The sequence below is a fragment of the Streptomyces spinoverrucosus genome (genome assembly GCF_015712165.1).
GTDB lineage: Bacteria > Actinomycetota > Actinomycetes > Streptomycetales > Streptomycetaceae > Streptomyces > Streptomyces spinoverrucosus_A.
This window is the reverse complement of sequence record NZ_JADPZX010000001.1, coordinates 315,044-328,810: the sequence shown is the minus strand read 5'-3', so window position 1 is coordinate 328,810 and position 13,767 is coordinate 315,044. Positions and strand designations below refer to the sequence as shown.

At 71.9% G+C, this 13,767-nt stretch carries 15 protein-coding genes; 7 read left to right on the top strand and 8 right to left on the bottom strand.

Features of this window, described 5'->3' with window-relative positions:
* Positions 1-45 precede the first annotated feature (45 nt).
* Genes I2W78_RS01525 through I2W78_RS01515 form a run of 3 tightly spaced genes read left to right on the top strand, consistent with a single transcriptional unit; the run spans position 46 to position 1,975 of the window.
* The gene (locus I2W78_RS01525; RefSeq protein ID WP_196456230.1) at positions 46-1,008 is read left to right on the top strand and encodes an EamA family transporter; all 963 of its coding nucleotides are present in this window, start codon (positions 46-48) and stop codon (positions 1,006-1,008) included.
* Positions 1,009-1,043: 35 nt separating this feature from the next.
* On the top strand, positions 1,044-1,754 hold the full coding sequence (locus I2W78_RS01520) for an NAD(P)-dependent oxidoreductase (protein WP_196456228.1): 711 nt from the start codon (positions 1,044-1,046) through the stop codon (positions 1,752-1,754).
* Positions 1,751-1,975, top strand: a complete 225-nt coding sequence (locus I2W78_RS01515; protein ID WP_196456226.1) for a hypothetical protein — start codon at positions 1,751-1,753, stop codon at positions 1,973-1,975. The genes I2W78_RS01520 and I2W78_RS01515 overlap by 4 nt, the downstream gene beginning before the upstream one ends.
* On the opposite strand, the gene I2W78_RS01510 is transcribed toward I2W78_RS01515, so the two are convergent.
* From I2W78_RS01510 to I2W78_RS01500, 3 genes are all read right to left on the bottom strand, one after another.
* Positions 1,972-2,274 carry a hypothetical protein gene (locus tag I2W78_RS01510; protein WP_196456224.1) on the bottom strand — a complete coding sequence of 101 codons (303 nt, stop codon included), beginning with the start codon at positions 2,272-2,274 and terminating at the stop codon, positions 1,972-1,974. The two genes, I2W78_RS01515 and I2W78_RS01510, sit on opposite strands and share 4 nt — an antisense overlap.
* Positions 2,275-2,609: 335 nt before the next feature.
* Positions 2,610-3,218, bottom strand: coding sequence for a hypothetical protein (locus I2W78_RS01505; RefSeq protein WP_196456223.1), 609 nt, complete (start codon positions 3,216-3,218; stop codon positions 2,610-2,612).
* A gap of 130 nt (positions 3,219-3,348) precedes the next feature.
* The gene (locus I2W78_RS01500; protein WP_196456222.1) at positions 3,349-4,374 is read right to left on the bottom strand and encodes a LacI family DNA-binding transcriptional regulator; all 1,026 of its coding nucleotides are present in this window, start codon (positions 4,372-4,374) and stop codon (positions 3,349-3,351) included.
* 178 nt (positions 4,375-4,552) lie between these two features.
* On the opposite strand from I2W78_RS01500, the gene I2W78_RS01495 reads away from it, so the two are divergent.
* Positions 4,553-7,162 (top strand): PA14 domain-containing protein, encoded by a 2,610-nt coding sequence (locus I2W78_RS01495; RefSeq protein WP_374222628.1) that lies wholly within the window; start codon positions 4,553-4,555, stop codon positions 7,160-7,162.
* A 59-nt stretch (positions 7,163-7,221) separates the two neighbouring features.
* Here the strand turns inward: I2W78_RS01495 and I2W78_RS01490 are convergent, their stop codons facing one another.
* Positions 7,222-8,382: a S1 family peptidase gene (locus tag I2W78_RS01490; RefSeq protein ID WP_196456221.1), complete on the bottom strand. Its 1,161-nt coding sequence runs from the start codon at positions 8,380-8,382 to the stop codon at positions 7,222-7,224.
* A 176-nt stretch (positions 8,383-8,558) separates the two neighbouring features.
* Positions 8,559-9,014 carry a hypothetical protein gene (locus I2W78_RS01485; protein WP_196456220.1) on the bottom strand — a complete coding sequence of 152 codons (456 nt, stop codon included), beginning with the start codon at positions 9,012-9,014 and terminating at the stop codon, positions 8,559-8,561.
* Positions 9,015-9,261: 247 nt separating this feature from the next.
* On the opposite strand from I2W78_RS01485, the gene I2W78_RS01480 reads away from it, so the two are divergent.
* The 3 genes from I2W78_RS01480 to I2W78_RS01470 all read left to right on the top strand — a co-directional run bounded on the left by I2W78_RS01480 (position 9,262) and on the right by I2W78_RS01470 (position 11,228).
* Positions 9,262-10,656: a diacylglycerol/lipid kinase family protein gene (locus I2W78_RS01480; protein ID WP_307783575.1), complete on the top strand. Its 1,395-nt coding sequence runs from the start codon at positions 9,262-9,264 to the stop codon at positions 10,654-10,656.
* 106 nt (positions 10,657-10,762) lie between these two features.
* Positions 10,763-11,014, top strand: coding sequence for a DUF6400 family protein (locus tag I2W78_RS01475; RefSeq protein ID WP_196456219.1), 252 nt, complete (start codon positions 10,763-10,765; stop codon positions 11,012-11,014).
* Positions 10,998-11,228 (top strand): hypothetical protein, encoded by a 231-nt coding sequence (locus tag I2W78_RS01470; protein ID WP_196456218.1) that lies wholly within the window; start codon positions 10,998-11,000, stop codon positions 11,226-11,228. The genes I2W78_RS01475 and I2W78_RS01470 overlap by 17 nt, the downstream gene beginning before the upstream one ends.
* A gap of 22 nt (positions 11,229-11,250) precedes the next feature.
* On the opposite strand, the gene hypE is transcribed toward I2W78_RS01470, so the two are convergent.
* The 3 genes from hypE to I2W78_RS01455 are packed head-to-tail and all read right to left on the bottom strand — an operon-like array spanning position 11,251 to position 13,758.
* Positions 11,251-12,318 carry a hydrogenase expression/formation protein HypE gene (gene hypE, locus I2W78_RS01465; RefSeq protein WP_307783574.1) on the bottom strand — a complete coding sequence of 356 codons (1,068 nt, stop codon included), beginning with the start codon at positions 12,316-12,318 and terminating at the stop codon, positions 11,251-11,253.
* Entirely contained in the window at positions 12,311-13,462 is a 1,152-nt protein-coding gene (gene hypD, locus I2W78_RS01460) for a hydrogenase formation protein HypD (RefSeq protein WP_196456217.1), read from the bottom strand. Before hypD ends, hypE begins: the two co-directional genes overlap by 8 nt.
* Positions 13,459-13,758, bottom strand: coding sequence for a HypC/HybG/HupF family hydrogenase formation chaperone (locus I2W78_RS01455; RefSeq protein ID WP_196456215.1), 300 nt, complete (start codon positions 13,756-13,758; stop codon positions 13,459-13,461). Before I2W78_RS01455 ends, hypD begins: the two co-directional genes overlap by 4 nt.
* Positions 13,759-13,767 lie beyond the last annotated feature (9 nt).

Genomic DNA, 13,767 nt, shown 5'->3' with positions numbered 1-13,767 from the left:
AAGCATGCTTTGGAGTCATGGCCCGCGGGGCCGAGACTTCCCCGTATGGAGACTCTGACCGAGCGGCCACCGGGCCCGGCGCGGACCGTGTCCGCGCAGCGGGCGGTGACCGTCGCACTGACCGCCCTCGCACCGGCGGCCTGGGGCACCACGTACGCCGTGACCACGGAACTGCTCCCGCCCGGGCATCCGCTGTTCGCCGGGCTGATGCGCGCCCTGCCCGCCGGACTGGTCGGGCTGGCGCTCACCCGTGTGCTCCCGCGCGGGGACTGGTGGTGGAAGGCCGCCGTCCTCGGCGTGCTCAACATCGGCGCGCTGTTCCCGCTGTTGTTCCTGGCGGCCGAACGACTCCCCGGCGGAGTCGCCGCCACCCTCAGCGCCACCCAGCCGCTGCTGGTCGCCGGGCTGGCGATAGCGGTGCTCCACGACCGGCCGACGGCCTGGCGGTGGTCCTGGGGTGTGCTCGGCGTGCTCGGCGTCGGGCTCGTCGTGCTCGGACCGCAGGCACGGCTCGACGCCGTCGGGGTCCTCGCAGGCCTCGGCGGTACGGCCGCGATGGCCGGCGGGGTCGTCCTCACCAAGCGCTGGGGCCGCCCCGCCGGGGTGGGGCCCCTGACCCTGGCGGGCTGGCAACTGACCGCCGGCGGCCTGCTGTTGCTGCCGCTCGCCCTCGCGATCGACGGTGTGCCGCAGCGGATCGACGCCGGAGCCGTCGGCGGCTACCTGTGGCTCGGCAGCATGGGCGGGCTGATCGCGTACACACTGTGGTTCCGCGGGATCGGGCGGCTGCCGGTCGGCGCGTCCGCACCGCTGGTCCTGTTGTCCCCGCTGGTCGCGACCGTCGTCGGCCTCGGACTGGGCGAGTCGTTGAGTCTGCCGCAGTCCTTCGGTTTCGTCCTCGCCCTGGCCGCGTTGCTCGCCGCGCAGTTCAACGCCCCGCTCCCGCGCGCCGGAATCGCGCACGCAGGGCATGCGGAGCGCCGTGCCAGAGGGGAGCGGATCCCATGACGACAGACCGGATGGATCGAAGGGAGACGGGTGCGATGGGGACCCTTGGGACGATCGCGGTGCTCGGTGCCACCGGCATGGTGGGCAGCCGGGTGATCGACGAGGCCGCTGGACGCGGGCACCGGGTGCTCGCCCTGTCCCGGAAGCCCGCGAGCGAGCATCCGAACGTGACACCGGTCGCGGTCGACGCGAACGACCCGCAGGCCCTGCGCGAGGCGCTGGCAGGCTCCGCTCCTCACGGCGCCGTCCCGGACGCCGTCGTGGTGTCCGTCCGGACCTTTCCGGCCGACCAGGAGTTCCTGGTCGGCGCGACCCGTACCGTGCTGGACGTCGCCGCCCGGCGCGGGATGCGCGTCCTCGTGGTCGGAGGTGCCGGTGCCCTGCGCAGCCCCGGCGACCGGGAGCTGCTGGTCGCCGACAACCCCGCGTATGTGCCCGCCGAGTACCGGGCCGTCGCCGTCGCCGGTGTCGCCCAGTTGCGGGCCTGCCAGGCGCACGCCGGCGCGGAGTGGGTGTACCTGAGCCCGCCGGCCCTGCTCGAACCCGGTGAACGCACCGGCCGCTACCGGCGCGGCACCGACACCCTCCTCACCGCCGAGGACAGCCGCTCGTGGATCAGCGCCGAGGACCTGGCCGTCGCCGTGGTCGACGAACTCGAGAACCCGGGCCGCGAGCGCCACATCACGGTCGTCCACCGGTCTCCCCGGGAGGGGTCCCGGCCGGGCGATGCCAGCCTGTCCCCATGAAGCGTTGGCAGTCCGGAATCGGACTCGTGTTGTGCTTGTCGGCCGTGCAGCAGGCCAATGCGCCTGGCAGCACCCTGTCCTACCCGGCGTTCTGGAACGACATCGGCCTGCTCGGGTTCGTCTTCTTCCTCGTGATGTTGATCGTCGGCCCGAGAGGCCTGAGAAGGAAGCGGCGAGACGCTCCCGAGGAGGACGTCCGACGGCACCATGACGGGCCCTAGGTGTGTGGTCCGGAGAGGTGGGTGACGCTGGTCGGGCTGAGGGTCGTGGAGACAGCGGCAAGTGTCTCGTCCGCCCGGCCCGGAGCGTTTTCGACGACACCGCGCACGATCGCGGCACGAGGCGCGGGCGGCAGAGCGGGCAGCATCCTGCGAAGGTCGGTCAGAGTCTCCTCGGGAGTGCGGGAGGAACGGAAGGCGGCGAGCGCGGCGCTCAGTTCCTCCTCGCCGGTGTACTGCCACAGCGCCGGCATCGCGACCGTCTCCTCCAGGTGCAGATGTGCGAGATACGCGCTGATCACTTCGCCCAGTGCCAGATACAGCGCGTGCTGGGCGTCCGGCAGGGCGTCGGCGGAGGTGTGGGGCAGGGCCCGAGGGTTCGTTCAGCTCGCCTCTGCTCACGCTCACGACTCGCGGCGAGGAGGCGCTCGCCCGAGTGACCGACAGGCGGAGAAGCTGAACCGCACCCTCCTCGCGGCCTTGCCCGACAAGGAGATCCGCGCCACCAGGGCATCACTGCGCAACCTGCCGGCCGAGCTCGACCGCCATGAAAGGGCGCCCGGCAAGCGGTAGGCGCGCAGCGTCAGAAGTCACGGCCCCGGCATTCCTGCAAGCCGGGGCCGCGACGACCACACCTTCAGTGGAGCTTGTTCACGGCCTTCACGGTCGTGGCCTTGAAGTCGGCGACCTGGGCGTGCTGGAACGTGCCCATCTGCGCCCACTTGACGACCGTCACGGTCCTGCCGTCCCGGCCGACCGAGAACAGGGCGATGTCGGAGGCGCCCCACTCGTGCACCGTGTGGAGGCCGTAGACGTGGGCGCCCTCCTCGACGTTCAGCCGGCCGTAGTACTTCTCGGTCGCCGTCATGTCGGGGTCCTGCTCCATCAACTTCTCGGCGCAGTCGGCGAGATCCTTGCGCAGCAGCGCGGCGAACTCCTTGGCCCGCCGCTCGTTCCGCTCCACCACCGTGACCTGAAGGGCGTTGGTGTCGAACTCCGTCCAGTACGAGCGGTGCGTGGCGGTCGACGGCAGCGCCTCGCCCACGCAGATCGGCAGCGGGTCCGGCTGCCCGGCGGTGACGGGCCCGGCGTACCAGGCCGACGTCGGGTGCGGCGGCAGCTCGCCCGGTGCCAGGAACCGGGGTGTGCCGGAGGCGGCCGGGCCGGCGGCCGCCGGGACGGCGGTCAGGGTGACAGCGGCCCCGGCCGCCAGGGCGGCGATGCCAAGTCGGGTACGCGCATTCATGGTTCCCCCATCGTGTCGTGCGCTTTCGCGGCGTTACGTTTCATACGACCCGTTTCGACGGCCGTTCGTTGCCCTGCGCCGATGCCACGACTTCGTCCCGTATGTCATCAAGACGTAACAAGGGAAATGATCAACGCCGCCCCACCGTGCTCTCCCGCACCACCAACCGGAACCCAGGCGTGATGTCCCGCCTGCCGGAACCCTTCTGCTTTTCCGAGCCCCCCGTCAGCGCCCCCAGCACCGACGCCACCGCCAACCGCGCGACAGCCCCCTTGTCCGGCGACACAGTGGTCAGCGACACCGCCCCGAACCGCCCCTCGGCGATGTCGTCGAACCCCACCACGGCGACGTCCTCCGGCACCCGCAACCCCCGCTCGTGCAGCTCCCGCAGCACCCCGACGGCGATCAGGTCGTTGAACGCGAACACCGCGTCGGGCCGCACCCCCGAGTCCAGCAACCGGGCCATCGCCCGCGCCCCGCGCTCCCGTCCCCACCCCTTGCCGCGCACCACCAGGCTCTCCGGCGCAGGCACCCCGGCGGCCGCCAACTCCGCACGCCAGCCCGCGAGTCGCAGCTCGGCCGGACGGTTCGCCGAGTCCGCCCCGGCGCCGACATAGGCGATACGGGTACGGCCCAGCTCCAGCAGATGCCGTACCGCTGTGCGCGCCGCCGCCACGTTGTCGATCGCGATGTGGTCGTAGGGGGCGTCGTACTCCCGCTCGCCGAGCAGCACCAGCGGCACGTCGTCGGGCCGCCCGGCCAGGTCGGCGTCCTGAAGTTCCAGCGGGCTGAGGATGATTCCGTCGATCACCTTGGTCCGGAAGCCCTGGCTGGCCAGCACCTCCTGGTCCCGTCGCCCGCCGGTGCGGTCGAGCAGGACCGTGTACTCGTGCTCGGCCGCCGCGTCGATCACGGCTTCGGCGAGTTCGGCGAAGTAGGGGTTGGCGAGCTCGGGCACGGCCAGCGCGATGATGCCCGTACGCCCCCTGCGCAGATGGCGCGCGGTGGGGTTGGGCCGGTAGCCGAGCGCGTCGATGGCCTGCTGGACCCGGGCCCGGGTGGCGGGCGTGACGTGCGGATGGTCGTTCACGACGTTGGACACGGTCTTGATCGAGACGCCCGCGCGCTCCGCCACGTCCTTCAGGCTCACCGGCATCAGGCCTCCTCAACGGGGATCGCGACTCCGACAAGTAGAGCGCGTTTGTCATGAACCTGGACAGGCGTCGGGAGCCGTGCTGTCATGCCAACTGCTGTGTTTGCAACGTTGTACAGACCGACGCAGTGAGCCGCCACCCTTCCTGAGCCACAGCATCGGCCTCAGCCAAGGAGGATTCGTGCGCATCGGACACTTCAGAATCAGAGACCGCCTCGCACTGCTGTTAGCGGCCGTGCTGGGCACCGCGGGACTGGCCGCCACCCCCGCCGCGACCGCGGCCGAGGACCCCGTCGAGGCCCGCGGCCTCAAGGGCGAGTACTACACCCACTCGGCCCCCGGCACCTTCGACTTCCACGAGCTCAAAGCCACCGGTTTCGACCCCCAACTCGACTTCGACTCACTGGAGTCCCGCCTCAAGGCCGCCACCGGCCGGTCCGACGACGTCAGCGTCCGCTGGACCGGCCGTCTCGTGCCGGAGTGGACCGGACCCACCACCTTCTCGATCATCGGTGACAACGGTTTCCGGCTGTGGATCGACGGCGAGCCGGTCATCGACCACTGGGTGGACGACTGGGACCGCGAACAGACCAGCGCCCCCGTCGAGTTGACGGCGGGACGGTCGTACGACATCAAGGTCGAGTACTTCGAGCACTGGGGAGGCTCCAACCTCCACCTGCGCTGGACACCGCCGAACGGCGTCAAGACGGCGATCCCGCAGTCCGCCTTCCGCCTCCCCGAGGGCTACGACTACGACGGCGCCATCGCCACCACCGTGCTCCAGGACGGCCGTACGCTCCGCCTCGACTTCGCCCAGGAGCTCGCCGCGCCGCCCGCCGGTCTCACCGACCACCTCGACGCCGTGATCGGCGGCGCCACCTGGCCTGTGGGCGCGGCCCGGTTGGACCCAACAGCACCGAACTCGCTGCTCGTCGGCCTCGACGAACCCGTCGTCGGCAACAAGACCGGTACCGCGCCCGGCCTCGCGGACATCCGCTACGACGGCGAGGGCGGCCTCACCGCGCGGGACGGCAACGTTGTCAACGCCTTCTGGAGCAGCGGCCCGAACCGCTCCACCTACCAGCTGCGCACCCCCTGGGCCGACGACGTCACCCCGGCCAACGCCCACCGCGAGTACCCCCGCCCCCAGCTCACCCGGGACAGCTGGCGCAACCTCAACGGCACCTGGCAGTTCGCGGCCGCGAGCGCGGGGGAGGAGCCGCCGTTCGGCCGGAACCTCGACGAGCGGATCCTCGTCCCGTACCCGGTCGAGTCCCAGCTGTCGGGGATCGAACGGCACGAGGACCGCATGTGGTACCGCCGCACCTTCACCGTCCCGTCCGACTGGCGGATCGGCGGCGGAAAACGCCTCCAGCTGAACTTCGGCGCCGTCGACTGGCAGTCCGAGGTCTACGTCAACGGCACCAAGGTCGCCTCGCACCAGGGCGGTTACGACAAGTTCTCCGCCGACATCACCGACGCCCTCGTACCCGGCCGCACCCAGGAACTCGTCGTCGGCGTCTACGACCCCACGGACTCGGCGAACGGCGAGAACCCGCCCGTCGGCAAGCAGCGCCTCGACCCGAGCGGCATCTGGTACACCCCCTCGTCCGGCATCTGGCAGACGGTCTGGCTGGAACCGGTCGCCGCCGACCACGTCGACGGCCTCGAACTCACCCCCGACGTGGCCACCGGCACCCTCACCGTCGAACCCCAGGGCGCCCGCCCCGGCCTGCCGGTCACCGCCACCGCGTACGACGGCGACCGCCCCGTCGCCACGGCCCGCGGCCGCAGCGGCGAACCCCTCACCCTCCGCATCCCGCGCCCACGCTTGTGGTCACCCGACGACCCCTTCCTGTACGACCTGAAGGTGAGCGTCGGCCGCGACCGCGTCGGCAGCTACTTCGGGATGCGTTCCGTCGAGGTGCGGAAGATCAACGGCGTCCCGCGCACCCTCCTCAACGGCGAGCCCGTCTTCCTGATGGCCACCCTCGACCAGGGCTTCTGGCCGGACGGCCTGCACACCGCGCCCACCGACGAGGCCCTGGCGTACGACCTGAGGATGCACAAGAAGATGGGCTTCAACTCGGTCCGCAAGCACATCAAGGTCGAACCCGACCGCTGGTTCTACTGGGCCGACCGCCTCGGTCTCCTCGTCTGGCAGGACATGCCCGCGATGACGGCCGGCGTGAACCCGAGCGCCGCGGCCCGCGCGCAGTACGAGCGCGAGATGAAGGAGATGATCGACGAGCACATCAGCAGCCCGTCGATCGTCATGTGGGTCACCTTCAACGAGGGCTGGGGCCAGTACGACGTCGGCCGCATCGCCGCCCAGGCCAAGGCCTGGGACCCGAGCCGCCTGGTCAACAACCAGTCCGGCCTCAACCTCGGCGCGGACGGCGGCACCGGCGACATCATGGACGAACACGGCTATCCCAGCCCCGCCCTGCCGCCCCACCCCGACGGCGAACGGGCCCTGGTCAGCGGGGAGTACGGCGGCCTCGGGCTCGCGGTACCCGGCCACGCCTGGTCGGTGCAGCAGTCGTACGTCGACGTCGACCCGGCCACGTACACGGACGACTACCTCGGCAAGCTCGACGAGGTGCGCGCCCTGGTGTGCCGGGGGAGCAACGGCGCCGTCTACACGCAGATCTCGGACGTCGAGGGCGAGCTCAACGGCCTGCTGACGTACGACCGCAAGGTCGTCAAGCCGGATGTGCGGCGGCTCGCGGCGGCCCACGAGGCGCTGATCGAGGACGCGTCCCGGGCGACGCCGGCCGGTTGCGTCTGACGGAAACACAGGAGGGTTCCGCCGGGCGACCGGCGGAACCCTCGACTCTCTGTGGTGCCTCAGGCCGTGTGCAGTGTCAGCCCGTACCGGTTGAGGATCTCGTTGACCGGCTGGAACCAGGTCTCCCCGCCGCCGGAGCAGTTCCCCCAGCCGCCGGAGGTGACGCCCTGGGCCTGGTCACCGCTGATGAACGAGCCGCCGGAGTCGCCGGGTTCGGCGCAGACGCTGGTCTTCGTCATCTGATGCACCGCACCCTGGCTGTAGTTGACGGTCTCGTTCTTGGCCAGCACGGTGCCGCAGTGCCAGTGCGTGGTGGAGCCGGACCGGCAGATGGAGGTGCCGACGGGCGCCTCGGCCGAGCCGCGCACCAGCCGGTCGGGGATCTGGCCCCAGCCGAGGACGACCGGGACGGTCCACCAGCCGCTGCCGACGTTGACCCAGGCGTAGTCGTTGCCGGGGAACGAGGAGCCCTGGAACGAACCGATGTGCGTGCCGTCCCAGCCCCGGACGGCGGCGCCGGCCCCGCCGCAGTGCCCGGCGGTGACGAACCCGCCGTGCACCGAGAAGCCGATGGAACAGCGGACGTTGCCGGTGTAGTACGGGTCGCCGCCGACCGTGCCGGCCGCGAAGGTGCGCGGCGCGGCCGGCACCGTCTCCACGGTCACCGGACCGGTCTCCCGGGCGCGGGAGACGAACCGCCGGACATCGTTGTCGCCGCGCCGGCTGTCCACGACGTTCACCACGACCGTGTTGGCGGCCGGGTCGACATGCCAACTGCTCACGCCCTGGGGCGCGTTGAGCCGGTCGAGGCGCGCCAGCGTCGCGTCGAGCTCGCGCGCGCTGTGCTGCACGGTGCGGACGGCCGCGCCGGTGGAGCGGACCGCCCGTACGGTCGAGGCCGCGGCGTCCGAGGTGACGGCCACGGTCAGCCGCTCGGCTCCGGCGTCGAACCACGAACCGCCGTACGCGGCTCCGGCGGCCCGGCGCGCGGCGGGCGCGACGTCCCGGGCGTCGGCCTCGGCCGCGAGCCGCTTCTCGGCCCCGGCCTTCGTCAGGCCGAAGTCCCGCTGCATCGCCTGGATCAGTCCCGTGGAGGCCTGCGGTGCGTCGGCCGTGGGGGAGGAGTCGTTCGCCGAGGCGGGGAGGGTTCCAGCGGCGGTCCAGCTGCCCAGCATGAGGAGAGCGGCCAGACCGGCATGCATGAGTCTCTTGCGTCTCAAGGGAGTTGCCCTTCGTCGTTCCAGCAAGGTGGGGTGGAACAACCGCAGGGTGAGAGCGCTCTCACAGCGTTTGGGCAGAGCTTAGCCAGGCATGCCTATCAGGTCCATGCCAATGCACGCCGTATTGGCATGGACCTTACGTCCGCGGGCGTGTTATCGGGCGAGCCGACCTCGGCTCAGCTCCACAGGGGGTACGTGACCACCTTCGGGAACCCCTCCGGGCTGCCGTCCGTGTAGGTCAGGACGATCTTGCCGTACTGCCGCAGGTCCGGGTTCTTCTTCCACGGCTTCGGGTCGTCCAGCCGCACGGTCACGGCGTACGAGTGGAACCTGCCCGCCGCGCAGTACGGCTTGCAGTCGTTGACCCAGTTGACCCCCTTGGCCACCGCCGCGCCCCCGTCCCAGCGCGACCACTTCAGCGAGGCAAGACGACTGTTGCCGTCACCACAGGCCAGCATGAACTCGGCGGGGCGCACCTCGGGGCGCCAGAAGCAGTCCACCAGCACCGGATCCTGCGCATGCCGCTGCGCCGGGCGCGCCTTCGACGGGGCGCCGGAGGCGGTGCCCAAGGTCGCTACGAGCGCTGCCGCGGCACAGAGCGTGACGATCGCCCTCATGCTGTGCCTGATCATCTCTGCTCCCCGCCGTTGTCCTGCGTCTGCGCTGCGTCGGTGCGCGTCTGTTTCCGGGCCGACTCGTTCCGACGCTACGACCGCGCGCGGGAATGCACCACTCGAACGGAGCACAGGGGCCCCGGTGCGCCGGGATGCTGCGCCGCGCCCCCCGTCCCCTCTACGTCGTCCACCGCCCGCATGAGACCTTGGAACCGCACGGACGGCTGCGCCGACCGGCACCGACCGGCCGCGTGTGGAGGGACCTGTGGGATCGACATCGGTGGAATGGCGGCACGGCCGGCAGATATGGGCCGCCAGGGCAGCCCTCGCGGCGGCGGCCGTGGCGGTCCTGCTGCCGCTGGCGCAGGGCGGCGTGGGCGGCCTCGTCCTGCTCGTCGTGGGGCTCGCGGGCCTCGGCCTCACCTGCGCCGCGCTGTGGTGGACCCTCTCCCGACGCGGGCCCGTGCGGGTAGCCGCCGCGCTGCTGGCCGTCGCCGGCCCCGTCGGTGTCATCGCGCTGTTCGAGCGGGCGAACCTCCTGTGGGTGGTCACCGTCTCCGGGCTGCTGTGGTGCGCGGCCGTGTGGAGCGGCCGGTACGCGCTGCGCAGCACCGGCCTGCGCCAAGGGCGGCTCAAGGAGTACCGGACCCCGCCCCCGCAGCGGCCCTTCCTGCTGCTGAACCCGCGCTCGGGCGGCGGCAAGGTGGAGAGGTTCGCACTGCGGGAGAAGGCCGAGAGCCTCGGCGCCCAGGTTGTCCTGCTCGACCCCGAGCACCACCAGGACGTCGCCGCACTCGCGCGCCAGGCCGTGGCCGACGGCGCCGACCTCCTGGGCGTCGCGGGCGGCGACGGCACCCAGGCGCTGGTGGCGGCGGTGGCCGCGGAGCACGGACTGCCGTTCCTGGTGATCTCGGCCGGCACCCGCAACCACTTCGCGATGGACCTCGGCCTGGACCGCGACGACCCCGCCACCTGCCTCGACGCGCTCACCGACGGCGTCGAACTGCGGGTGGACCTGTGCTTCGCGGGCGACCGCCCGTTCGTCAACAACGCCTCCTTCGGGGTGTACGGCGCGGTCGTGCAGAGCCCCGGCTACCGCGACGACAAGGTCGGTACGGCACTGGAGCTGCTGCCCGACCTGCTCACCCGGCAGCGCGGCCCCCGCCTGACCGCCCACGCCGACGGCACGACGTTCACCGACCCGCAGGCCGTGCTGGTGAGCAACAACCCGTACCGCATCGACGACCCCCTCGGCTTCGGCCGGCGCCAGCGGCTGAACTCCGGCAGGCTCGGCGTGCTCTCCGTGAAGGTGGACAGCGCCATCGAGGCCGCCGAGCTGCTGCTCGACCCGCAGGGTTTCGGGGCGCGCACGGCCCACGAGGTGATCATCGAAGCCGACGAGCCGCAGCTGGAGGTCGGCCTCGACGGTGAGGCCGTGACCCTGAGCACCCCCGTGCGCTGCCGCATCGAACGCCGTGCGCTGCGCGTACGCGTCCCCCGCGACCGGCCGGGCGTCCCCGACCTGCCGCCCCGCCTGGACTGGCGCCGACTGCGCAAGCTGGCGGCCGCGGTGGGGCGTACGGCCGTACCCGCACGCCCTTGGCCGACGATCCGCCCGCACCGCGACGAGCCCGCGCACCGGGAGGACCGGGCGGCCTGACCTCCCGGGCCCCGGGCGATGGCATCCGTCACATCCGCTTCACAGGGCACATCACGCCTGGTAGACGTGGCTGGGCACATACGTTCCCCCGTGAAAGCACCATCCCATGGACGACAGCCCCACCCCCGACCACGTGCCCTTCACCATCGACCTCACGCGGGAGGAAGCCCGCCGGCGGGCCGAGGTGGTGGCGGCACTCGGGCCCGACTGGGACCCGGTGGCCGTGCTGCGGGAGGAGGAGGCCGCCCACGCCCTGCTCTACTCCGGCCTCAGCGAGGAGCAGGAGCGGACGTACGCCATGCTGGTGGCGGCCGGCGTACTGCCGGGACGGGACACGGGCGATGCGCCTTCCCATTGATCCGCACGCCGACCGGGCCCGCCGGGCCTGGGTGCCCTGCCCCCGCTGCGACGACGCCCGCGACTGCGTGACCTGCGCCGCGCGCCGCAACTGCCCGACGCACTGGCGCTACCTCATCGCCAACGAGGGCGCCCGCGTCCACCTCCAGTGCCCCGGCTGCACCCACACCTGGACCCTCGACACCCGCCCGGGCCGACGCGGCCTGACCAGCTGACCGAGCGGCCCCGCCCGGACTCTCAGCAGATGCGCGGCAGCTGTTCGCCCAGCGGCATGTCCACCACCCGCGTCCCGCCGAGCCCGGTGCGGGCCACGACCATGCCCGGATGGTCCGCGACGACCTCGCCGACGATCGCCGCCTCGGAGCCCCGCTCGTGCGCCCGCATCGCCGCGAGGACCGCGTCGGCGTGCTCCCGGGGGACGAAGGCGACGAGCTTGCCCTCGTTCGCCACGTACATCGGGTCCAGGCCCAGCATGGCGCAGGCACTGGCCACAGCAGGCGGCACCGGCACGGCACGTTCCTGGACGACGATCCCGGTCCCCGAGGCCGTGGCGATCTCGTTGAGCGAGGCGGCCAGGCCCCCGCGGGTCGGGTCCCGCAGCACACGCAGGTCCGGTGTGATGGCGAGCATCGCCTCGACGAGCCCACCGAGCGGCGCGCAGTCGCTCTCGATCTCCACCTCGAACCGCATGTTCTCGCGCACGCTCATGATGGCCACGCCGTGCACGCCGACGGCCCCGCTGACGATGACGACGTCCCCCGGGACGACCCGCTCCGGGCGCAGATCCACGCCGGCCGGGATCAGGCCGATGCCGGAGGTGTTGATGTAGACGCCGTCCCCGTGCCCGGCCTCGACGACCTTGGTGTCACCGGTCACGACCCGCACCCCGGCGGCCTGTGCGGCGGCACCGAGCGCCTCGGCCACCCTGGCGACGGTGTCGATCTCGACGCCCTCCTCCAGGATGAGCCCGCACGACAGGACGGCCGGACGGGCCCCGCTCATGGCGAGGTCGTTGACCGTGCCGTTGACGGCGAGGTCACCGATGCTCCCGCCGGGGAAGAACAGCGGCCGTACGACAAAGGAGTCGGTGGAGAAGGCGAGCCGCGCACCGCCGAGCTCGACGGTCGCGGAGTCGGTCAGCGGCGCCCGCTCCCGCCCGCCCAGCGCGGGCAGGACGACCTGCTCGATGAGCTCGGCCGACATGGCACCGCCCCCGCCGTGGCCCATCACCACGCGCGGCCGGTCCCGCAGGGGCGCCGGGCAGGTCCAGGAGAGCATGTCCGGCGCGGCGGTGGTCTCAGACAAGGGAGCTGTCCTCCTGGCTCGGGGTCGTCACCGTCACGGGCGTCGCACGGCCCGGCAGGTCCAGCCGCCGGTACAGGTAGTAGGCCGCGCAGGCCCCCTCGCTGGACACCATCGTCGCCCCCAGCGGCGTACGCGGAGTGCACGTCGTACCGAACGCCTCGCACTCGTGCGGCTTCAGCAGCCCCTGCAGCACCTCACCGCTGCGGCACTCGGCGGGCTCCCGCGTCGTGATGTCCCCCACCTGGAAGCGGTGCTCGGCGTCGTAGTCCCGGTAGCGTTCGGACAGCCGCCAGCCGCTGTCGGGGATGACCCCGATACCGCGCCAGGCCCGGTCGGTGACCTCGAAGACGTCGTCCAGCATGGCCCGCGCCGCCGGGTTGCCCTCGGGCCGCACCGCGCGCGGGTAGGCGTTGTCGACCGTGTGCTCGCCGCGCTCCAGCTGCCGCACGGTACGCCGTACGCCCTCCAGGATGTCCAGCGGCTCGAACCCGGTCACCACGATCGGCACCCGGAACCGCTCCGCGAGCGCGGGGTACTCCTCCATACCCATCACGCTGCACACATGGCCCGCCGCGAGGAAGGCCTGCACCCGGCAGTCCGGGGACTGCATGATCGCCTCGATGGCCGGCGGGACCCGGACATGGCTGACGAGCAGGCTGAAGTTGCCGATGCCGCGCTTTCGGGCCTGATACACCGTCATCGCGTTGGGCGGGGCGGTCGTCTCGAAGCCGATGCCGAAGAACACGACCTGCCGGTCCGGGTTCTCCTCGGCGATCCGCAGCGCGTCGAGCGGGGAGTACACCACCCGTACGTCACCGCCCTCGCCGCGCACCTGGAACAGGTCGCGCCCGGTGCCCGGAACCCGCAGCATGTCGCCGAAGGAGCAGAAGATCACGTCGGGCCGCGAGGCGATCTCCAGCGCCTTGTCGATCACCTCCAGCGGCGTCACACACACCGGACAGCCCGGCCCGTGGATCAACTCCACCTCGTCGGGCAGCAGTTGGTCGATGCCGTGCCGGATGATGGTGTGGGTCTGGCCGCCGCACACCTCCATCAGCGCCCACGGCCGGGTCACCGTGGCCCTGATGTCGTCGAGCAGCCGCGCCGCCAGCTCCGGGTCCTGGAACTCGTCGATGTACTTCACTGCCGCGCCTCCCCGGTCTGCGGCCCCGAAACCTGCTCGGCCTGCTCCCAGGGATCGCCGAACTCCTCCTGGAGCATGCCGAGGTTCTCGAACAGCTCCAGCGTCCGGCGGGCCGACTCCTCGTCCAGCCGTTGCAGGGCGAACCCGACATGGACGATGGCGTACTCACCGACCTGAAGGTCCGGCAGATACTCCAGGCACACCTCCTTGACCACTCCGCCGAAGTCGACGGTGGCCATGCGGGTGCCGTCCCGCTCCTCGACGTCCAGCACTCTGCCGGGTACCGCCAGGCACATACGTGTCTC

Bases quoted from the DNA above. Each gene is read 5' to 3' on its own strand.
- I2W78_RS01470 (WP_196456218.1), top strand. From the start codon at position 10,998: ATGCGCCTTCCCATTGATCCGCACGCCGACCGGGCCCGCCGGGCCTGG.
- I2W78_RS01520 (WP_196456228.1), top strand. From the start codon at position 1,044: ATGGGGACCCTTGGGACGATCGCGGTGCTCGGTGCCACCGGCATGGTG.
- I2W78_RS01475 (WP_196456219.1), top strand. From the start codon at position 10,763: ATGGACGACAGCCCCACCCCCGACCACGTGCCCTTCACCATCGACCTC.
- I2W78_RS01455 (WP_196456215.1), bottom strand. From the start codon at position 13,758: ATGTGCCTGGCGGTACCCGGCAGAGTGCTGGACGTCGAGGAGCGGGAC.
- I2W78_RS01505 (WP_196456223.1), bottom strand. From the start codon at position 3,218: ATGAATGCGCGTACCCGACTTGGCATCGCCGCCCTGGCGGCCGGGGCC.
- I2W78_RS01525 (WP_196456230.1), top strand. From the start codon at position 46: ATGGAGACTCTGACCGAGCGGCCACCGGGCCCGGCGCGGACCGTGTCC.
- I2W78_RS01515 (WP_196456226.1), top strand. From the start codon at position 1,751: ATGAAGCGTTGGCAGTCCGGAATCGGACTCGTGTTGTGCTTGTCGGCC.
- I2W78_RS01500 (WP_196456222.1), bottom strand. From the start codon at position 4,374: ATGCCGGTGAGCCTGAAGGACGTGGCGGAGCGCGCGGGCGTCTCGATC.
- I2W78_RS01485 (WP_196456220.1), bottom strand. From the start codon at position 9,014: ATGATCAGGCACAGCATGAGGGCGATCGTCACGCTCTGTGCCGCGGCA.